The following is a 20,257-nucleotide window of genomic DNA, read 5'->3' as shown; positions in this document are numbered from 1 at the left end:
GTTTACCCTTTTAAAGTGTTTAAAATTTCTGCGATATGAATAGTTTTAATTGGACTTTTTTGTCTTCGCAAAATCCCTTCCAAATGCATTAAACAAGACATATCTGCGCCAGTAATATAATCAACGTGATGGTTTTCGTGGTCTTTGATACGGTCTTTCCCCATTTTTACAGAAATGGCTTCCTCAGTAACACAAAAAGTTCCTCCAAAACCGCAGCACTCATCTTTTCGGGACAGGGATACTAAGTCTATCCCTTTAATTTTGGTTAATAATTGCCCCGGTTTTGAAAAAAACGGAGCATTTAATTCACTCATTTGCGAAAGCTTCAATCCCCGCTGCCCATGACAGCTTTGATGCATTCCTACTTTGAACGGGAAATCACCTTCAATACTTTCAATTTTTAAAACATCAGTAATAAATTCAGTTAACTCGTAAACAGTTGCTCTAAGTTTTGCAGCCAGTTCTTTGTCAGTATCGCTGTGTAAATGCTCTTTTACGTGCATTACGCAACTTCCCGAAGGACAGACGATATAATCAAAACCGGTGAAATTGGCAATAAAGTTGGCATCGCATCCCTCGGTTAAATGCTGGTAACCACTATTAGCCATCGGCTGTCCACAACAAGTCTGCTTCATTGGAAAATCAACATCACAGCCTAATTTTTGCAGTAACTCAAGTGTAGCAATACCAATTTTTGGGTAAAACTGGTCTACATAACAGGGAATAAAAAGTCCAACTTTCATAAGGAAATACTTTTTTTAAAAATACCGCACAACGATATTTCTTAAGATTCATCTCATAGAGATTTATAATTTTATTGTCTCCGATATTAAAATAATAAAGGAACCAATTTTTTCATCCTGTAATTTTCTTTAAGAAATTGGGATGTAATTTGTTTGTCTGAAATAACCATTGCCGCTCCTAAAGCTGAGCCTAATGGTGAGTGTGTCGATAAAACCTTAAATGAACTGAAATGATGTGACATCAATTTCATAAAGACATCATTATCTGTAAATCCTCCGTCAATAAATATCTTTTTAATTTTACTGTTCCCAATAGCTTTATTGATAGTATCCACCTGCAGCTCCATTAATTCAATCATTAACTGATGATAAGCCTCTTCAAAAGTATCGAATAAATTCAATTCTGTTTTTTGTGGAAGGCGCTGCAAAGAAATCCCTTCAAATTTAAAGTAAACAGCTGGTTTTTCAATTAAATTCAAGTAAATATTTTGGTCGAATTTTACCTCGCGGTGATAGCCGTATTCCTTTTTATAGTATTCGCAAAGTTTCTCAACCTGCAAACGGTATTCATTACCCATAAAAAAACGGGAAGCTTTAACTCTTTTGCCGTCAATGCGCAGATAATTCAAACAATTATTTGAAATATCTTCTTTATTTAAATTTTCTGAATTAAAAGGATTTAGAGCAATACTCCAAGTGCCTGTAGAAAGTAAAAGGAATGGTTTCTTCTTACTTAAAATATAAGGTAACAAGGCCGATGAACTATCATGGATTCCTACTCCTATTTTTATCTTCTTATCTCTGTATATTGTATTGATACTGGCAGAAGTAGGAACAATTGGAGGCAATATCTTATCAATATCCTCATCATGCACCCATTTATGATAATCTTCCTGCTCATAATTCCATAAATTAGTATGGCAACCGATACTAGTATATTCACTTACCGGAATACCCGTAAATAAATAAGAAAGATATTGTGGCAGGTGCAGACTATGTTTTATTTGAGCAAATATTTCGGGTTTCGTTTTCTTAATCCAATAAAGCTGCAAACCCGAATTTAGCATCCCTGATTGCGGCGAAGCCGTTTCGGCTCCTATTGTAAGAGGATCTCCATGCTGTTTATAATATTCATCCAAAATTTCCTGAGGAATTTCTTTTATATAATTATAAAGCGGCGTTAATGCTTTGCCTTTATAATCCAGATGTACTAAGCTTGCTCCATACGACGAAAAATTTAATGTTTTTACATCATACTCAGAGGCCTCTAAAATGGAATCAAAAGTATTTTTTATCCAATGCCTTAATGCTTCTAAATCTTCGGTTTCAAAACCATCTTCATCTTCCGTAAGCGGAAGATTTACATAATCGCGATATACTTCATTATAGTCTTCGTCAAAAAGAAAAAACTTTTTATTGGTTTTCCCAATATCAAATACTGCATTTACCTTAATCATAACTTATAAGCCTGTAGCCATTGTTTTAAGTCCTCTTTCTCCAATAAGTTCTTTTCTTACATTCAAATTGCGATACAATGCAACTGGATTTATTGCTGCACCGTTACGTAAACGAGCTTCGGCAACTAAGGCACGAACATCGGTACGGAATGCATTCTGCAAAATTTCCTGAGCTTTTACCACATCGTTTTCTTCTTGTGCATTTTCCAAAGCTTTTCTGTCTACAGAAAGTGCTTGAGCATAGGCAATCATAATCGCTTCAACAGACTGCAATAAATCTTCCAAAGGATCTTTTATGTTATGCGAAGCATCAATCATCCAGCCTAAATCTTTGGCGTGATTCATTCCTCTGGCATCCATACCCTCAACCAATTCGTTAAAAATCAAGAATAATTGGTATGGTTTCAAAGCTCCAGCCGTTAAATCATCATCGCCGTATTTCGAATCATTGAAGTGGAATCCACCCAATTTATCTTCCATTAGCAGCAAAGATACAATTTGTTCAATATTTGCATTTGGCAAATGATGCCCTAAATCAACTAAAGTTTTTGCTTTATCTCCTAATTTTTTTACATACGAATACGATTGTCCCCAATCGGCAACAGTAGTAGAGTAAAAATTAGGCTCAGCACATTTGTATTCTAAAAACAGCTTCCAGTCTGATGGAAGTGCTGCATAAATTTCCTGTAAACTTTCTAAAGTATTTTCGTAAGCTCTTCTAAAATTTAACTGTCCAGGGAAATTTGACCCATCTGCCAGCCAAACGGTCAATGACTCCGATCCTAATTCAATTCCTTGTTTAATAACTTCAATATTATGATCTACCGCTTGTTTACGAACAGCTTTATTTACATTTTGCAGTGAACCATATCTGTATGAATGCTCCGAATTTGCCTGATCTTGGAAAGTATTCGAATTAACCGCATCAAACAATAAATTATGCTGCGCAGCTAAAGCTTTTATAGCTTTATGATCTTGCGGTATATCCCACGGAATATGCAATGAGATTGCTCCCGAAGCATTATTAAGTGCGTGCAGCAAACCTACATCTTCTATTTTCTCTTCTAATGAGCGCGGTTCTCCCCCTCCGGCAAAACGGCCAAAACGAGTACCTCCTGTTCCTAATGCCCAAGATGGAATTGCAATTTGAAAATCAATTAATTTTTGAATAATTGCCTCGCTATCCGCAATCTCAGAAACGGTGAAAATTAATTTATTGGAATGACTTTTTAATAAATCGTCATTATGTGAAGCTATTTTGTGTGATTCTATTAACATAATCTTTTTGTATTATTAAAGTTTGCAATTTACGTGATTTTAAAGTAAACTAACGTTTGAAACCACCAAACGTTAGCTACTTCTGGTTAAACCAATAAACCAACCAAATCAATATTATCTATAAAAGCCCATCGCTACACCGCCATCTACATTTAAGGCATTTCCAGTTGATTTATTCAACAAGCCGCCAACAAATGCAAAACAAGCATTAGCAATATCATCAGGCAATATAATTTCGTTTAATAATGTACGTTTAGCATAATATGCAGGCAATTCTGCTACAGTAACACCGTATGCTTTAGCACGTCCTTCTGCCCATCCTCCTGACCAAATATTTGAATCAGAGATTACCGCATCTGGATTTACAGTGTTTACACGAATTTTATCAGCTCCTAATTCAGCAGACATTAAACGGGTTAAATGTGCTTGAGCCGCTTTGGCCGATCCGTATCCAGGATTGTTTGGTCCTGCAACTACTGCATTTTTAGATACAATATTTACAATATCTCCGCCAAAACCTTGTTTGCGCATTACTTCTATTCCAGCTTTAGAAACAATAAATTGTCCTTTAACTAAAATATCATATAATCTGTCCCACTCTTCAAGTGAATGTTCTGCAATAGATTTTGAAATACTGATCCCTGCGTTATTGATCACAATATCTACACCTCCAAAAGCCAAGGCTGATGCATCATACGCTTTTTCAGCACTAACTTCGCTAGTTACATTTAAAACTGTGCTATCTACTGCATCTTTTCCAAACAGTTTGATAAATTCTGCTTTAGCACCAGCTAAACGTTCTTCATCAATATCATTGAGGATAACACATGCACCTTCTTCTGCGAATTTTTTAGCAATAGCTTTACCAATTCCACCACCTGAACCAGTAACAAGGGCTACTCTTCCAGACAATGCTTTTGGTTTTGGCATACGCTGTAATTTAGCTTCTTCCAACAACCAATATTCAATATCAAAAGCTTCCTGACGTGGCAATGAGGTATATTCGGAAACAGCTTCGGCACCTTTCATCACATTTACGGCATTGACATAATATTCAGATGCCAAACGAGCCATTGTTTTATCTTTTGCAAAAGTGAACATTCCTACTCCTGGGTATAAAATTACCACTGGATTTGGGTCACGCATTGCTGGTGAATTAACTTTTTTGCAAGTATCGTAATAAGCAGCATACATTTTTCTGTAAGCTTCAAATGCAGGTGTCAATTTTGCTTTGATTGCAGTCAAATCAGTCAAATCTTCATTTGGATCTAATTCTAAAACCAAAGGACTGATTTTTGTTCTCAAGAAATGATCTGGACATGAAGTACCTAATGGAGCTAATTTCTCTAAATCATTAGAATTAATAAATTCTAAAACTCTGGCATCATCAGTATAATGACCAATCATTTTTCTTTCAGATGAACAGAAACCTCTTAAAATCGGAGCTACTTTTGATGCTTGCAGCTGACGCGCTTCCGAATTTAAGCTCTCTATTTTTTGACCTCCAAAAACTGGGCGTTTTTTTCCATAATTGCTTTCCAAATACTCGGCACATTTTTCGATTACCTCAAGCGTATTTACATAACTTTCATAAGAGGTGTCTCCCCAAGTAAACAAACCGTGGGAGCCTAACATAATACCACGCAATTTTTTACCTTTTTGCGAAGCTTCTTCTAGACATGCTCTCAATTGAAGCCCCAAATCAAAGCCAGGACGCTGCCATCCTACCCAACCAATTTCTCCATTGAATAATTCTTCTGTAATTTGTTTTCCATCCTTTGCAGCAGCAATAGCAATAGCCGCATCCGGATGCAAGTGGTCAATGTGTTTGAATGGCAGGAATCCATGCAAAGGCGTGTCGATTGAAGGCGCTTTTGAAGCCAAATCAAAAATACAGTGATTGAATAATTCTACCATTTCATCTTCAAATTCAATACCTCTGTATACGTTTTCAAGATTACGAAGTCTTTCTAAATATAAGGCTGCACAACCTGATTTTGTTAATGTTCCGATGTCTCCACCCGAACCTTTAATCCACATCACCTCCGAAGATTCACCCGTCAAAGGATCTTTATCAGTAATTTTAACTGAGGTATTTCCCCCTCCATAATTTGTTAATCTTAAATCAGCTCCTAATATGTTAGAGCGATAAATAAAAAGCGCTACTTCATCCCCAGCTAATTCTTGTGCCTTAGCTTCATCCCAAAGATAACTTACGTGCTTAAAAGTCATATTTTCAGTATTTATATTTGACATTATATATATTATTTATGTATTTATTATATGTATTGTTATAATGAATTTCCGATTCCTACTAAAACAATTGACAGCATAATTAATCCGATTCCTACTAAAAAAGTATTGAATGTTTTATTGGAAACCCCAGACCATTCTTTTAAATAAAATCCCCAAAAGTTAGCTGTTAAAATAATTGTTGCCATGTGCAAAATCCAAGAACTGGCACCATTGCCTAATTTGCTTTCGCCCATACCATAAAAGAAAAATTGTAAAAACCACATAGTTCCTGCCAAAGCTGAAAACATAATATTCTTTCTTATTGGTGTTGCCTTATTGGTGTAATCCCCAAAAGTTTTATTTTTGAAATTAAGATACATACACCAAATAAAATTGGTAGTCAATCCGCCCCAAAGCACAACTATATAAGTTACATTATTTTGAAATAAAGGATTACAGCCACTAACCACCGCTGCTTCTGCCAAAGGCTTTCCTACTTCTATTCCAAAATTGAAAAAAGAACTCAATATTCCAGAAATCACCGCAATGATCAAACCTTTTACCAAGCTAAATTCCCTGTCTTTATCTTCATGTCCTACCGCAAAATCTTTCTCTTTTAGCATTCCAGCTTTTCCAGAAATAGCAATTCCAATCAAACAAACCAAAACCCCCAGTAAAACCAATTTGCCACCAGAAGTAGCAAGCATATCTGTAAAAGAAATTTTTCCTTCGGATGGATAAAAATTATAATATATAGATGGAACTAATGCTCCAAAAGCAGAACAAAAACCCAACACTATTGAATTGCCTAATGACATTCCTAAGTAACGCACACCAAGACCATAAGTAAGCCCTCCTATTCCCCAAATCAATCCCATCGAAAAAGCAAGCGCTTTTATAGAAGGTGAAGCCACACTAATAATTTCAGTAAAATTTGGAATGGTTAAATAAGCTGCAATTGGCGGAACGATTAACCAGGAAAAAAAACCTCCTACCAGCCAATAGCTTTCCCATGCCCAACCCTTAACTTTTTTGAAAGGCATATAAAAACTTCCTGATGAAAATCCTCCGATAGAGTGAAAAAGAATTCCGAGTATTGATTCCATTGATTAAAAATGTTTTTTGGTTAATTGGTTATGATTAAGGATTGTAAAATAATAGAATACCTAAAAGATAACTATCCTGTACTATCCTTTAAACTAATGATTTTTTATTATCATCGGATAAATTTTTAATTTTTAGAAAAATATCACGCAATTTTAAAACCTTCATTCAAAATAAAATACTGCCCAAAAAAAGCCCTTCAGCACTAATAATGATATTTTAACCTTATTTTATTTTACTTTAAATTTTTAAGTGTTAATTTTAAATAATCATTAAAATTTTATGGGTAATTATTACTAATTACTAATTTTAAGATATATATTTGTGCAATCGATTACATGTTTGATTTTATTTAGATATTGCAATACTTCTAATACATTTATTGCGTATCTTTAAAACAATCTGATTACTCAAATGAATCCATAAATACCATTTTTAGTCATTGGCTAACAGGATAAAAAACAAATTTAAATTTCGTTTTCTTTATACATTTTAAAGAAAAAAAACATCTAAAAGCGAAAGCTATGATAAAGATTATTAAAATTGACGAGGACTCACGTGTACCAAAATACAAGCAAATTGTTGATTCTATTTTAACTAATATCAGCAATGGAAGTTTAAGAATAAATCAAAAAATTCCTTCAATTAATAGTTTTAGTGAAGAGTTTTATATGTCGAGAGACACTGTTGAAAAGGCATATAACATCTTAAAAGAACGAAAAATCATCACATCAATCCGTGGAAAAGGATATTATATCACCCAAACCAAATTGATTTCGAAAGTAAACGTGCTGTTTGTGTACAACAAATTAAGTTCTTATAAAATGGCAACTTATAATTCGTTCATTGACACCATTGGAGCCAACGCCCACACCGATCTGCAGATTTATCACTGCGATGAAACAATTTTTTTGAATCTGCTTGACAAATATGAAGGCGCTTACGATTACTATATTATCACTACTCATTTTAAAACCGAAGATTTAAAACACAGCAGTTATACTGATGCGGTTATTGATGCCATTAATAAAATTCCTAAAGAAAAACTCATTATTATGGATAATATCAAATTAGGAATAAATAATGATGTTATTAAAATTTATCAGGATTTTGAAAACGACATTTATAATGCCCTAAAAGAAGGTTTAGAAAAAATAAAACAATACACCCGAATAATCTTAGTATATCCTGAGAAAGCCGTGTATCCATATCCAAGAAGAATTCTGCATGGTTTCAAGAAGTTTTGTGTCGAATTTGGAATCAATTATGAAATTATAGATGAAATATATGATGACATTGTGCTGAAAAAAGGGGATTTATTCATCACCATCGAAGAATCAGATTTGGTAAACCTAGTGAAACAAATCAGAGACACCGAAATGAAATTAGGCAAGCATATTGGCGTCATCTCGTACAATGACACACCGTTAAAAGAATTATTAGGCATTACCGTAATATCAACGGATTTCAAAATAATGGGAGAAACGGCTGCTCAAATGATTTTAAACAAAGAAATCGGGCAAGTAAAAGTTCCGTTTAATTTCATCTATCGAAAATCTATTTAAACAATAACACTTTACAAAACAATGAAATTTAAATTAAATCAATTATTATTTCTTGCATTTGCAATCACATTCTCAAACTGTTCGATGAACATTACGGCTCAGAATACTGGTTCATCAAAGGATTCCTATAGTGGCATTGAATTTAAAATGAACAAAATAAACGAACCAAAAATCCCAAACAATACCGTAAATATTGCCGATTTTGGTGCTGTAAACGGCGGAACCGTTTTGTGTACCAAAGCTTTTGCTGATGCCATAGATGCTGTTTCTAAAAAAGGCGGCGGAAAAGTAATCATTCCTCCAGGGATTTGGCTTACTGGACCAATTACTCTAAAAAGTAATATCGAACTGCATGCACAAAGAGGTGCATTGATTAAATTTTCTACAGACAAAAATTTATATCCTATTATCCAAACCAGTTTTGAAGGCTTAAACACCTGGCGTTGTATCTCACCTATTTACGGAAAAAACCTTGAAAACGTAGCCTTTACCGGAAATGGTGTTTATGACGGTTCGGGCGAAGTATGGAGAATGGTAAAAAAAGGTAAATTAACCGAAGACCAATGGAATAGTTTTGTAAAATCTGGAGGAGTATTAAACGATAAAAAAACAAGCTGGTATCCATCAGAACAATATGTGAAAGGAAACCAGAACGCTGATCAAAATGTTCGTCCTGATTTAAAAACCAAAGAACAATTTGAAGAAATCCGCGATTTTCTTCGTCCTGTAATGGTCAGCATTCAAAATAGTAAACGCGTTTTATTCGACGGTCCTGTTTTTCAAAATTCACCGGCTTGGAACATCCATCCTTTGATGGTTGAAGACTTGATTATCCGCAACACAACGGTTCGTAACCCTTGGTATTCTCAAAACGGTGACGGACTAGACGTAGAATCCTGTAAAAATGTTTTGGTAGAAAATTCTAGTTTTGACGTTGGTGATGATGCAATCTGCATCAAATCTGGGAAAGACAAAGATGGTCGCGATCGTGGCGTTGCCTGCGAAAATATCATTATTAAAAATAACATTGTGTATCATGGTCATGGCGGTGTAACCGTAGGAAGCGAAATGTCTGGCGGCGTAAAAAACATGCATGTTTCCAACTGTACTTTTATGGGAACAGATGTTGGTCTGCGATTTAAAAGTAACCGCGGACGCGGAGGTGTGGTAGAAAACATCTTTATTTCGGATATTTTCATGAATAATATTCCATCGCAGGCCATTTCTTTCGACTTGTATTATGGAGGAAAATCGATAGCCGAAAAATTGGCAGATGGAGAAAACAACACTGTAAGTGCAGCCGTTCCTGTAGACGAAAAAACACCGCAGTTTAAAAACATTTTTATAAAAAATATTTTTATAAATGGAGCACAGCAGGCTGTATTTTTACAAGGCTTACCTGAAATGAATTTAGAAAACATCGAAATTTCTAATTTAACCGGTAAAGCCGATAAAGGTTTTTCTATCATTGACGCTAACGGAATTAAACTTAACAACATCAATCTAGACATTGCAAACAGTACAATTTTTGAAATTTACAACGGGAAAAATATGTCTCTAAAAAACATCAATTTCAATTCAGATTCTCAAAAAGCAGTAAGCATAGATGGTGAAGCCAGCAAAAACATCGAATTGATTTCGAACGCTAAAACTGACTTTAGCAAGAAAACCACCGTTGGTGAAAAAGTAGCTAAAGGTGCTGTAAAAATGTAAGTATCTCACTTTATATAAATTTTAAAAAAGCAATTTTACCAAAGGGTAGAATTGCCTTTTCTCATTTATGTTAAAAAACTTTCAAAAACTAAAGACGTTCTCTGCTTCTCAGCAATAATAAAAATTCCCTGACAAAAGATATTTGAATTATTTGTAGTTGTTTTTTTATATATTAGCAAATATAATAAAAAAGCTATTTTATGACGCAAAGCTAGCTAATTTGGGCAAATTGGAGTCATTTTATGGTCAGCGTATACAAGCAAGCTACCAGTTATGTTTATGAGAAACGAAAGATATAAAGGAAAAAATATTATTTGGGAAAGCAAAACTAAACAAGTTTTCAGAATTCTAATTTGCTTTCTATTCGCATTTATTGCTTTGTGGATTAGAGATATCGAAAAAGTCCAGTTTTGGGTTACAATAGTTTTATTTGGCTTAGGAGGAATACTTACGTTAGTTAGATTTTTAAATCCCAAAAATATTTTTGTAACACCAAAATCGAAAATTGGAAAAGAAATATTAACCGAACGGATCGAACTTGACCAAAATGATAATGGAATATTTGAATATAATAAAAATGGATTTAAAATAAGCATAGAAAACAGTACTGCTAATTATGAATGGAACGAAATAAAAACTGTTTATGGTTACAAAGTAGATTTACTGGCTTATGACGAAATTTGTATTGCCGTTTTCACTATTGACCAAAAGAAATTTACAATTACTGAATCAACGAGCGGTTGGTTTCAATTCATAAGCAGATTAAGTGAAAATATTAAATCAATAGAAATTGATTGGTACATAAAAATTGCAAATCCTTCTTTTAAAAAAAATCTAACTTTGTTATACGACAAACAAAACTAAACAACCGAACAAATAAGAAACTAAAACACATAAAAACACAACTGGTAAAAGCTACTGCAACGGATTTGGGCAATTGGTTTAATGAAAAGTTAGTTTTGTATTTGGGATGATTAGGCTAATTCAAAAAACAAGGCTTTTTAAACTACAAACATCTTGTAACAAGAAACAGTTAATTTTACCCCTACTAAAAACTATGCTAACATTCAACAAAAAATATTTCGGCTTAACAATTCTGATTTTTGTCATAGAAGTTTTAATTGCACTATTTGTTCATGATACTATCATTCGCCCCTATATAGGCGATGTATTGGTTGTGATTCTAATTTACTGTTTTATAAAATCGTTTTTGAAATTGCCAGTTTTGCCTGTTGCACTATTTGTTCTGCTGTTTTCCTTTGGCATAGAATTTCTTCAGTATTTGAATATTGTCGAAAAACTGGGGCTGCAAAATTCAAAATTGGCTAGAACTGTTATTGGAACCTCATTTGCTTGGATTGATTTAGTATGCTATATTGCGGGAATTATTATTGTTCTTATTGCAGAAAAGAATTTGCGAAAAATAGAAGACAATATTATAGTTACCAACAAAACGTAAAAATGAAAAAATTTATAATCATATTAGTTTCAATTTTGACAGCTAATGCTTTTGGCCAAAAGAAAACTGAAAATTTACAGGCAATTTCTGAACAAGACACTATTATCAAAGTCGTTCATGTAATTAAATATAAAGGCGGAAAAAAACCCGCTTACTTTCTAAATGGAGAACTTATCAATCAAAGTATCCTAAATTTTTTAGACCCAAATAAAATTGAAAATGTCAAAGTTGAAAAAGAAGACATTGAAATAGAGAATACTAAATATGCAGGCAAAATAACTATTGAAACCAAAAATAATTACAAGCCTAATTTAATTTCCTTAAATGAATTAAGAAAAAAATATACAACTGTCCAAGAAAACTCAGTAATCTTTCAAGTTGACAATGAAATAGTTGATGGAGATCCCCAGACGTATTTAGTCGACAAAAATTATATCCTAAAAATAATAGTAAACAAACTTGAAACTCCAGATGTAACGCTCATAAAAGTACTGAGTAAATCAGAGGGAAACATAAAAAAATCAAACGAAATAATAATTCGTGGTGATACTATTCATTAAGCTTACTTTTATCGAGTTAAATAATGAAATGGTAAGATCAAAAATTAACCATTAAGAAATTAAGTCTATTAAGCTTAATGACGCTTAATTTCTGAATGGTATTCATGCAAGTAACTCGATACGGCTATTTAGTTATAGGCATTTTTTTCAGTTCAATAACCCGCACGGCTTGAGGTTCTGCATCTGCCAATCCTTCTCCATCAGCCTGACTCACATTTTGAGAAAAAATATGCAGCTGCGATTTATCTTTCCACAATTCTTTATCCAAGTTAGGTTCCCATTGCCCCACAGAATAATCCGTAATATCAGCAAGTTTCCATTGCTTTTTATTCAAATTGGCACTGGCCAAAGTAATCTTATTCCCTCTTTCCTCGTCTCTAAAAATCAGGTAAACCATCGATTTATTGACCAAAATTTCAGGTCGCGAAATTGGAATCCTTTTCGTTCCTCCGCCTCCTAAAGAAAAAGGTTTGTTATGAAAATCAGTATTGATTTTATTCCATTTTCCCTTATCCAAATACACCACTTTATACTGCGGCACTCCATTATCATCCCAATAATTTGCAATATACGGATTTCCCTGCGCATCGACAGTCATCGCAGTTTGATTGATTAAACTGCTCTTTTGAGGCACTTTCCAAGCAATTTCTGCTGTGCTTTTCGTTATTGGTAAATTGTATTTCTCTCCTGAAGATTTCTCCCAAGTTTGTCCGCCATCTGCCGAAAAAGCGTAACAAATATCATGATTAGTCGAAACATCCCAGCTCTCGCGCCAAACCCACGAAATATAAATGCCTTTTTGGCCTACACACATTTGCCAATAAGCAGAGCGCTGGTTTTCGCCATCAATTAAATTATTTTGCAAGTAAGTCCATTTTTGAGTTTTCACATCATACGTTTTCACAATCATATTCCCTCTTCCCGAAGCGCCCGAACGGTAACAAAACAAAAGCTTCCCGTTTGGCAGATTATGAAATTCTGGATAAGTCACCTTGGTTTCATCATTGCCAGCCATGGATTGCTCCTCACCCAACTCTAAACTAAAAGGCATTTTGCTTTTCGCATATCGCAAACGAGTATCATGCTGATCCCAGCTTACATGAAGAAAACCATCCGCATCTATTGCAATACTGATACTATTATGAGCATCTTTTACATTGCCACTATAAGGCGTAATTACTTTTTGCCATTGACTGGAATTCAAATTGCGCTTTGCCAAAACCATCTTCCCTTCAGGATTGTAATAAGCGGTAAATTGCCAATTTTTAAAAGTTGTCAAAGCACTATTTCTAAAAATAACAGTGTTGACAGAATTGCTGCTCCATCCCAAACCAACTTCGCTTTCATTAGTTTCAAGTTGAGCATGGACTACTGCACAAAAAAACAGCATCAATAAAGCTAAAATTTCACGGCTAAATCTAAATCTGTACAAACTATCGGTGGCTTTCTGTGGCATATATTTTTATAAACTTAATACTCTGAATTCTATTATTTATTTTGGAGCAACAACATCAGGCATTTTTGGTTATATGGTTCCTGCTCTCCACTATATCTTTGCTTTTTTAAAGAAAAGTTTTTACAAAAATACATCAAAATTAAAAACAGGCAAAACGATAGTAAAATGAAGGCTTTACAGTCATTTTGTGATTTTTGGTAATGAAATGAAAAGCAGTAAAAAGCAAGGTTTGGAAAAAGTAAGGTTACCAAAACGTTACTTTTAAAAACCAAAACAATTGATTTAAACGGTTGTTTTTCAAGATATTGCACTGTATTTCATATTGTTTCGTAGCTCACATAGGTTTAATTTTAACATTAAGAATTGTGAGTATGAAAACGACAAAAAAATCAACGTTTAAGGTATTGTTTTACCTAAAAAAGAACGCCCCAAAGAAAAATGGAATGGTTGCGGTTATGTGCAGGATTACCGTAAATGGTAAACAGTCTGCATTTAGTACAAAGATGGATGTTTCAGCATCGAATTGGGACTTGAAGTATGGTAGGATTTTAGGAAAAAGCCATGAAGCCCAAGGCGTAAACAACAAAATTGATAGAATCCGTTTGGATATTGAGGAATGTTATTCTAAAATACTGAAAAATGAAGGAGCTGTAAATAGTGATAAACTCAAAAATACCTTTCTCGGTATGGAAAGCGAAGAACTGACCTTTTTCAAATTCTTCGAACAGTTTCTTTTAGATTTTGATAAAAAAGTCAACAACGGACTTCGGGTAAATGGCACACGTGGTAAGTACAGAGCGCTTTTGAAGCATCTTAGAAGTTTTGTTATTAAAAAATACGCTTGTTCCGATGTATCATTTAACGACCTTACTCCTGATTTTGTGCAGGACTTTGATTATTACCTGCGTGATGATCTATGTTTAACGCACAACACCGTTTGGATTTACATGCTTGGCTTTACAGCGGTTTGTCGATTGGCAATCGGTAGAAAGCACCTTGGATTTAATCCGCTGAGTGAATACAAGAACACAAAAAAAGACAAAGACAGAGGTTATCTGTTGCGTAGCGAGTTGGAACTTCTTGTAACATTCAATTGTGAAAAAAGAAATGATGAATTGGTCAAAGACCTGTTTGTTTTCAGTTGCTTTACAGGGCTTTGCTATTCGGATATAAAAGGACTTAAAAATAGTAATATTCAAGAGTTCTTTGACGGGAATAAGTGGATTATCATCCGCAGGAAAAAAACGGCTACATCATCCAATGTAATGCTGTTGGAGATACCTAAAATGATTATCGGGAAGTATGCAGGATTGTCAAAGGACGGGAAAATATTTTCGGTACCATCAAATCCTACCTGTAATAGTAGCTTAAGGCGTATATCCAAACTTATCGAATGCCTTAAAGAGAAGAAAGTAACCTTTCATTTGGCACGCCATACCTTTGCCACCCTCTTTTTAAGCGAAGGCGTTCCTTTAGAGAGTTTGAGTAAAATGTTGGGACATAAAAACATTGCCACTACACAGATTTATGCAAAGGTACTCAACGAGAAAGTTGGAAAAGATATGCAAAAGGTATCGCAGAAGTTTGAAGCTATGGAACGTTCCTTTGTGGCAAGCTTATAAGAAGGATAACGTTGTTTCCATGATACAACATTACAGCCCATTGTTTTAAGTGTAACAAAGGGCTGTTTTTTTACTATCCTGATTAGGTTGCGATTTTAAAGTATTCTTTTGATTTCAATCGGACGCTGATAATTATTTTCCAATACCTTGATGATATCCGATTCTCGGAACAGGATTTTCCGTTCGAGTTTGATAAAGGGTATCTGTCCGTCATCTCTGTACTGTTGCAACGTCCGTTTGCTGACATGTAGCATCTGACAAACTTGTTCGCCTGACAGGTAAATTTCCCCTTTTAAGAGTGGGTGGAAATATTCTCTGATATATAGCAGTTCGTTTTTGATGCTAGTCACTGCTTCAATCAGGACAATCATGTCCTCGTTTGAATCTCCAATAGGTTTCATTTCTTTTGCTTTTTTAATCGTCGTTCTCCCTGTATGAGTAATTCCACATCTGATAATTTGAAATAAGTCTTCCGATTGATTTGCGTTGACCCAAGAATACCTTTTGTCCTGTACGTCTGTAACGTCCGTTTACTGATGTTAAGCAATTGGCAAGTTTCCTGCTGGTCGAGCCACTTCGTAGCCTGTTGCAATGCCTTGTAAGGAGAAGTGATTTCATGGATCAATTTAGAAACTTGCTTTACTTCCTTATGTAGTGCCCCTAAAATCTGAATATCTAAAAATGTTATTTCCATATCTACGTCATTTAAGTTCGAAAATAAAAACTATTTATTTAGAACTTTCCGATATTGTATTCTGTTGCCTTGTTTGGCACGCAGTTGCCAAATAGAGTATTTGAATAATGTTTCCAAAAAGAATAAAAACCAATCAAATTTAAGACGGACGCCACAACACTTTCTTTGTCAAGGATTCTCGAAAAATCATCCTCTTTCATTGTATAAAAGAACCCCTTTTCTTCTATTTCACAGTGTCTTTGGTATGAAAAAATATCCAAAACTCTGAATGTCTTACTTTTTAAGATGTTTTGTTTCAAATTCTTCTGTCAGAATAATTATTTTTTGACACAATACCGCCATTTCAGTTGTCTGTTTTTCCAATTTGTATAAAAATGCAGATGCCTTTTTGTCGGAAAAACGACTATACAATAGTTTAACAACCTGAATGTAATTAACCCCAATTGAACGGAACTGGCTGTAAAAAGAGGTCAGGCGCATATAATAATCCATTGTCGCTTTATCGATCTTAACTGTTTTTATCCCTTTTTGAAAAACACACGCTGTAATAAAATGAGCCATTACATGCATTCCTGATGTTTCAAAAAGAGTGAGGAAGCGGACATTTTCTTCCGCAGTAAGACTGATAGAATAGCGGTGGACTGCGGGATCTATTTTGGAAGGTCTGCCTCCTTTATGCGGGTTCTTTTTTTGTTCATTTTCCATGACTTCATATTTCAATTACTTAAAAACTAATATATCTTATAATCAGTACTTACACTCTAATTTGGAAGTATTTGGCTTATTTGCGCCTGACCCAGTCTTAAACCTTTAAGATTGGACATCTGCTGTCAAGTAAAGCCATCACTAGACACTTTAAAAGAATAGGCCTTTTTCAGGATTAATTTTCTGAAAACATGAAATTATGCTCCACAAAGAAACAGTTACTCAGGAGATGTGGGAACTTCTCCAAAGGCTTATGAAAGACGAAAAACGAAAAGAACATATATTGGTCGGGGGTACGGCGCTAGCCTTACGATTGGGACACCGCTTATCGGTAGATCTAGATCTTTTTACAACAAAAAAATTTAATTCGGAGATGATGCTCAAATATCTACATGACACTTACGATGTAAATGAAAAGGAAAGCCAGTCCTTCCCGAACACTGTTCTTACCTACATTGATGATATAAAAGTCGATATTGTTACACACAATTACCCTCTTCTGAATTCCGTGGAAACAGCTGAAGGAGTCCGCATGATTTCCAATGAAGATATTGGAGCAATGAAACTCCATGCTATTCATCAGAGCGGAGACAGGTACAAAGATTTTGTCGACATGTACTTTATGCTTGAACGAGAACCATTAAAGTTCTACCTTCAAGCCTATCAGAGAAAATATGATAAAGATCCGTACTGGGCTTCCATAGGTCTGAATACATATGACAAGATTACTACCTTTGAAGGCGTAGATATGCTGAAAGAAAAAGAGCAAAACTGGAAAATTATCCAAAAACGGTTGGAACTGGCAGTAAAAAATCCTTTGTATAAATTTAAATCAGAAAGCCAGGACTTACCGATTAATCCCAACAAAAAGAGAGGATTTCGCAGGTAATTCAGTGAAAAATACTTATATTTGATACTAATTCAATTAAAAAAACAATGAAGCCATTAACCAAACATATACCTAATCTTCACCCTAAATTCTTCTGGGATTTTAGATTCGACAGTATTGACTGGGATGGTGGATATAAAATGGTAATTGCCCGTATTGTTGAGCGTGGAGGTCAGGATCAAATTGACGAAATCGTCCGTTTTTATGGTCGTGAAAAAGTTATAAAGGCTGTCCGTGACGAGATTTTCTTTCTTCCCAACTATGCCATTGAGAATGCTCTTAAATTCTTTCCCGAACTAAAAAAGGAAGAGATGTATTGCTATCTTAACCGTAAGGATAAACCCTACCACTGGATCTAGTTTTTAGACTATAAGCCATTCTTACGAACAAATAAATAAAAAGAAAACGAAGTTAGGGCTGGCATTAAACTTAGCAAAAGACTACGGCATAATGTCTTGCTCATTCCTCACAATCCACCCTTACGGGACTTATTCCGTTTCCTTTTGCTAAGTTTAATGCCAGCCCTGTTAAATTGCTTTCTTTTTCTTTTTTACGGTTTTTCTGTTTTCTTTTGAATTTAAATTTATGGCTTTAAATATGAACATACAGCAATATTTGAAAGCTTAAATATTTACATGCAAATATTTGCCTGTGTTCAAATATGTATTCTTGCCTATGCGTAAAAGCATTTGCATATAAAAGCGTATTCATGCGAATCAAGGGTTAAAATATTAAGTTTATAAAGGCAGCTGCGATCTTCCCAAATAGATGTACTAATAGTCCTTTAGTGGATCTAACTTTGCCTGCTCTTTGAATATTTGTTTTTTCAATCAACCAATTAAAAAAGGATTCAATAGGTTGCCTAACTCTTGATACCGCTGTTGAATACAAGTCGTTTGAAGCTTTATCTCTATTTCTGATTTCTTGACATTCTCCTTTTATTGCTTTAACTGGTGTCATCATTACAGAGTTTTTTTCTTTCTCAAAATCAGAAAAGAACTCTTTATTTTGATAGATTTTATCACCAAAAAAGATTCTATCTTCTTTAGTTGACCATACTTCTTTGAATACGGTTAAATCATTGACAGATGCAGGGGTAATTTGTATCTCCTCGGGAAAAGGAATTCTATTTTCTCGTCTAAAAGCTAACGCATGAAGTTTTACCCCATAGTAATACATGCTTTTTGTAGAACAATATCCTTTATCTGTAATGTCTTTGGCAACTTTTCCAGAACGCTTTCCCGAACAAGTAATAATAGGCATTGAGTCCAGTAAGCTTTGGTCAGAATAGCATTCTTGGGGGTAATGTTCTGAAATCAAGTTAGCGGCTAAGTGTTTGAAAGACTCTGATAATCTATTTAATCTATTTGAAAATACAGAATAAGAGCCTAGATTTGGAAACCATAGACGCAAATAGTCACCGGCAAATTTGTGAATTTGTTTTACGGTAAATCGTTGTTCTTCCTCAATTGCAAATAAATAAATGGTCATAATTTCTTCATCTGTTAAATCCGGCTTATCGTTGTTGCTGAATCGCTCACAAGTATATTTTAAATCTTTTTCAAATCTATCACAGATTGTTAAATAAATATGTACTAATTTTAGGACTTTAGTCTGGTTAATCATATGTTTAAAAGTGCGTTGAATACACCTTAAATGTACTGATTTCCAGACTTTAAAACAAATTATTTGAAAGTTATTTCTTTCTTATTTTGTCGCCTTGCCAATTGATTTTCAACCCTTGATTCGCATGTATTCATGTAAAAGCATATGTATGTAAAAACAGCCTTACTGCTTTTATAGTTTTATAGTTTTGCAGATACCTTACACAATTCAATAGCTAACAAACTGCAAAAACAAACAATACTGCGTGTATTGGTAAGGTGTTTTTAACAACCTTAAACAAAAGGAACTTATTATCATCCTCGAAACTATTTGTAAGCTTAAGCGTGTTTGAGGGTGAATCACTTTTTAAATTACCGAAAAAACAAAAAAAGGGCATCAAGCCCTTTCAATTTAAAACCATTTCTAAAAAAGTTGTCGCAGGACAACGGCAAGTTGTGTTTTGAGGCACTCGAAACTTGATTAGTGCCTCAAAACAACTTGCCCTGCTGGGAGCTGAAAACACCTTCCGAAGTCAGGTCTTTTTTGCAGAAGTTAAAAATTGATCTTCTAACAAATTACAGCATTTAGTTATGTTTATTTTACAAAGATAGAATCTAAAACACTGAATATCATAAGCAAAATTTGTCCATGATAAAGGGTTTCGTTCTCAGCTTTTACAAAGATAATATGCTTTTTTATAATATTGATGGTCATAATATGTCCATGAAAGCATGAGCTAAATGTAATTTATATGCTTTATTTTTCAGAAGTATCTTTGAAGTTTTCTTTCTGATTTTCAGTCTTCTCATTTATCATTTGATCATGATCTACAGGAAATAATATGCTTATTTCATTTAACAGTTCGAATTCATCGATTGGAAATAACTGCAGGGCAATTCCTAGTATAAGCCCAACATCAATTGACCGATTTTCTATTGTAACAGGAACTTCAGCTCCATCATGATCCAGCGCCACAACACATAATTTCATCAGGTTTCTTATGACTGAGGCAAGTTCGTAATAATCATATACTTTTATTTCAGCACTGTGAATCCTATTTTTATTATCAACTGGTCGCAAAGTACTGAGACAACTGGAGGTCAATCTCTTTATAGTTTCTAGCTTTTCAATTTCATCTGTTTCCATGATATTTATTTTTAAATCGATTAATT

The 20,257-nt window shown here is 34.2% G+C and carries 19 protein-coding genes; 8 read left to right on the top strand and 11 right to left on the bottom strand.

Annotated features, from left to right (window positions below; all coding sequences use genetic code 11):
* Positions 1–2 precede the first annotated feature (2 nt).
* The 5 genes from CLU83_RS19645 to rhaT all read right to left on the bottom strand — a co-directional run bounded on the left by CLU83_RS19645 (position 3) and on the right by rhaT (position 6,819).
* Positions 3–743: a (Fe-S)-binding protein gene (locus CLU83_RS19645; RefSeq protein WP_100433174.1), complete on the bottom strand. Its 741-nt coding sequence runs from the start codon at positions 741–743 to the stop codon at positions 3–5.
* Positions 744–829: 86 nt separating this feature from the next.
* A complete protein-coding gene (locus CLU83_RS19640) occupies positions 830–2,200 on the bottom strand; it encodes an FGGY-family carbohydrate kinase (protein ID WP_100433173.1) in 1,371 nt (456 codons plus the stop codon).
* Between the two features lie 3 nt (positions 2,201–2,203).
* The gene (locus tag CLU83_RS19635; RefSeq protein ID WP_100433172.1) at positions 2,204–3,478 is read right to left on the bottom strand and encodes a TIM barrel protein; all 1,275 of its coding nucleotides are present in this window, start codon (positions 3,476–3,478) and stop codon (positions 2,204–2,206) included.
* Positions 3,479–3,592: 114 nt separating this feature from the next.
* On the bottom strand, positions 3,593–5,734 hold the full coding sequence (locus CLU83_RS19630) for a bifunctional aldolase/short-chain dehydrogenase (RefSeq protein WP_100433171.1): 2,142 nt from the start codon (positions 5,732–5,734) through the stop codon (positions 3,593–3,595).
* Positions 5,735–5,769: 35 nt separating this feature from the next.
* Positions 5,770–6,819: an L-rhamnose/proton symporter RhaT gene (rhaT, locus tag CLU83_RS19625; RefSeq protein WP_100433170.1), complete on the bottom strand. Its 1,050-nt coding sequence runs from the start codon at positions 6,817–6,819 to the stop codon at positions 5,770–5,772.
* Between the two features lie 522 nt (positions 6,820–7,341).
* Between rhaT and CLU83_RS19620 the strand changes: the two genes are divergently transcribed.
* The 5 genes from CLU83_RS19620 (at position 7,342) to CLU83_RS19600 (ending at position 12,114) form a co-directional block, all read left to right on the top strand.
* Positions 7,342–8,382, top strand: a complete 1,041-nt coding sequence (locus CLU83_RS19620; RefSeq protein WP_100433169.1) for a GntR family transcriptional regulator — start codon at positions 7,342–7,344, stop codon at positions 8,380–8,382.
* Positions 8,383–8,403: 21 nt separating this feature from the next.
* Positions 8,404–10,095 carry a glycoside hydrolase family 28 protein gene (locus CLU83_RS19615; protein WP_100433168.1) on the top strand — a complete coding sequence of 564 codons (1,692 nt, stop codon included), beginning with the start codon at positions 8,404–8,406 and terminating at the stop codon, positions 10,093–10,095.
* Positions 10,096–10,374: 279 nt separating this feature from the next.
* Complete coding sequence (locus CLU83_RS19610) at positions 10,375–10,959, top strand: hypothetical protein (protein ID WP_100433167.1); 585 nt, start codon at positions 10,375–10,377, stop codon at positions 10,957–10,959.
* 193 nt (positions 10,960–11,152) lie between these two features.
* Entirely contained in the window at positions 11,153–11,554 is a 402-nt protein-coding gene (locus tag CLU83_RS19605) for a DUF2809 domain-containing protein (RefSeq protein WP_100433166.1), read from the top strand.
* Positions 11,555–11,556: 2 nt separating this feature from the next.
* A complete protein-coding gene (locus CLU83_RS19600; RefSeq protein ID WP_100433165.1) occupies positions 11,557–12,114 on the top strand; it encodes a hypothetical protein in 558 nt (185 codons plus the stop codon).
* A gap of 124 nt (positions 12,115–12,238) precedes the next feature.
* On the opposite strand, the gene CLU83_RS19595 is transcribed toward CLU83_RS19600, so the two are convergent.
* Positions 12,239–13,570 (bottom strand): BNR repeat-containing protein, encoded by a 1,332-nt coding sequence (locus CLU83_RS19595; protein ID WP_100433164.1) that lies wholly within the window; start codon positions 13,568–13,570, stop codon positions 12,239–12,241.
* Positions 13,571–13,941: 371 nt separating this feature from the next.
* Between CLU83_RS19595 and CLU83_RS19590 the strand changes: the two genes are divergently transcribed.
* Positions 13,942–15,192 (top strand): site-specific integrase, encoded by a 1,251-nt coding sequence (locus CLU83_RS19590; RefSeq protein WP_100433163.1) that lies wholly within the window; start codon positions 13,942–13,944, stop codon positions 15,190–15,192.
* Between the two features lie 95 nt (positions 15,193–15,287).
* On the opposite strand, the gene CLU83_RS19585 is transcribed toward CLU83_RS19590, so the two are convergent.
* From CLU83_RS19585 to mobA, 3 genes are all read right to left on the bottom strand, one after another.
* Positions 15,288–15,593, bottom strand: coding sequence for a helix-turn-helix domain-containing protein (locus tag CLU83_RS19585; RefSeq protein WP_100433162.1), 306 nt, complete (start codon positions 15,591–15,593; stop codon positions 15,288–15,290).
* Positions 15,590–15,886 (bottom strand): helix-turn-helix domain-containing protein, encoded by a 297-nt coding sequence (locus CLU83_RS19580; protein WP_100433161.1) that lies wholly within the window; start codon positions 15,884–15,886, stop codon positions 15,590–15,592. The genes CLU83_RS19585 and CLU83_RS19580 overlap by 4 nt, the downstream gene beginning before the upstream one ends.
* Before the next feature lie 273 nt (positions 15,887–16,159).
* Positions 16,160–16,591, bottom strand: a complete 432-nt coding sequence (mobA, locus tag CLU83_RS19570) for a conjugal transfer protein MobA (protein WP_100433159.1) — start codon at positions 16,589–16,591, stop codon at positions 16,160–16,162.
* A gap of 199 nt (positions 16,592–16,790) precedes the next feature.
* On the opposite strand from mobA, the gene CLU83_RS19565 reads away from it, so the two are divergent.
* Complete coding sequence (locus CLU83_RS19565; RefSeq protein ID WP_100433158.1) at positions 16,791–17,480, top strand: nucleotidyl transferase AbiEii/AbiGii toxin family protein; 690 nt, start codon at positions 16,791–16,793, stop codon at positions 17,478–17,480.
* Positions 17,481–17,527: 47 nt separating this feature from the next.
* Entirely contained in the window at positions 17,528–17,839 is a 312-nt protein-coding gene (locus tag CLU83_RS19560; protein WP_100433157.1) for a hypothetical protein, read from the top strand.
* A gap of 364 nt (positions 17,840–18,203) precedes the next feature.
* On the opposite strand, the gene CLU83_RS19555 is transcribed toward CLU83_RS19560, so the two are convergent.
* On the bottom strand, positions 18,204–19,106 hold the full coding sequence (locus tag CLU83_RS19555) for a transposase (RefSeq protein ID WP_100433156.1): 903 nt from the start codon (positions 19,104–19,106) through the stop codon (positions 18,204–18,206).
* A 735-nt stretch (positions 19,107–19,841) separates the two neighbouring features.
* On the bottom strand, positions 19,842–20,231 hold the full coding sequence (locus CLU83_RS19550; protein WP_198512314.1) for a hypothetical protein: 390 nt from the start codon (positions 20,229–20,231) through the stop codon (positions 19,842–19,844).
* Positions 20,232–20,257 lie beyond the last annotated feature (26 nt).

The sequence above is a fragment of the Flavobacterium sp. 1 genome (assembly GCF_002797935.1).
Classification (GTDB): Bacteria; Bacteroidota; Bacteroidia; order Flavobacteriales; family Flavobacteriaceae; genus Flavobacterium.
Note: the sequence above shows the minus strand (reverse complement) of the source record. Positions and strands in the feature narration are given on the sequence as shown.

Coding starts and splice junctions, on each gene's coding strand:
- CLU83_RS19645 (WP_100433174.1), bottom strand. CDS start 743: ATGAAAGTTGGACTTTTTATTCCCTGTTATGTAGACCAGTTTTACCCA.
- CLU83_RS19640 (WP_100433173.1), bottom strand. CDS start 2,200: ATGATTAAGGTAAATGCAGTATTTGATATTGGGAAAACCAATAAAAAG.
- CLU83_RS19635 (WP_100433172.1), bottom strand. CDS start 3,478: ATGTTAATAGAATCACACAAAATAGCTTCACATAATGACGATTTATTA.
- CLU83_RS19630 (WP_100433171.1), bottom strand. CDS start 5,734: ATGTCAAATATAAATACTGAAAATATGACTTTTAAGCACGTAAGTTAT.
- rhaT (WP_100433170.1), bottom strand. CDS start 6,819: ATGGAATCAATACTCGGAATTCTTTTTCACTCTATCGGAGGATTTTCA.
- CLU83_RS19620 (WP_100433169.1), top strand. CDS start 7,342: ATGATAAAGATTATTAAAATTGACGAGGACTCACGTGTACCAAAATAC.
- CLU83_RS19615 (WP_100433168.1), top strand. CDS start 8,404: ATGAAATTTAAATTAAATCAATTATTATTTCTTGCATTTGCAATCACA.
- CLU83_RS19610 (WP_100433167.1), top strand. CDS start 10,375: ATGAGAAACGAAAGATATAAAGGAAAAAATATTATTTGGGAAAGCAAA.
- CLU83_RS19605 (WP_100433166.1), top strand. CDS start 11,153: ATGCTAACATTCAACAAAAAATATTTCGGCTTAACAATTCTGATTTTT.
- CLU83_RS19600 (WP_100433165.1), top strand. CDS start 11,557: ATGAAAAAATTTATAATCATATTAGTTTCAATTTTGACAGCTAATGCT.
- CLU83_RS19595 (WP_100433164.1), bottom strand. CDS start 13,570: ATGCCACAGAAAGCCACCGATAGTTTGTACAGATTTAGATTTAGCCGT.
- CLU83_RS19590 (WP_100433163.1), top strand. CDS start 13,942: ATGAAAACGACAAAAAAATCAACGTTTAAGGTATTGTTTTACCTAAAA.
- CLU83_RS19585 (WP_100433162.1), bottom strand. CDS start 15,593: ATGAAACCTATTGGAGATTCAAACGAGGACATGATTGTCCTGATTGAA.
- CLU83_RS19580 (WP_100433161.1), bottom strand. CDS start 15,886: ATGGAAATAACATTTTTAGATATTCAGATTTTAGGGGCACTACATAAG.
- mobA (WP_100433159.1), bottom strand. CDS start 16,591: ATGGAAAATGAACAAAAAAAGAACCCGCATAAAGGAGGCAGACCTTCC.
- CLU83_RS19565 (WP_100433158.1), top strand. CDS start 16,791: ATGCTCCACAAAGAAACAGTTACTCAGGAGATGTGGGAACTTCTCCAA.
- CLU83_RS19560 (WP_100433157.1), top strand. CDS start 17,528: ATGAAGCCATTAACCAAACATATACCTAATCTTCACCCTAAATTCTTC.
- CLU83_RS19555 (WP_100433156.1), bottom strand. CDS start 19,106: ATGATTAACCAGACTAAAGTCCTAAAATTAGTACATATTTATTTAACA.
- CLU83_RS19550 (WP_198512314.1), bottom strand. CDS start 20,231: ATGGAAACAGATGAAATTGAAAAGCTAGAAACTATAAAGAGATTGACC.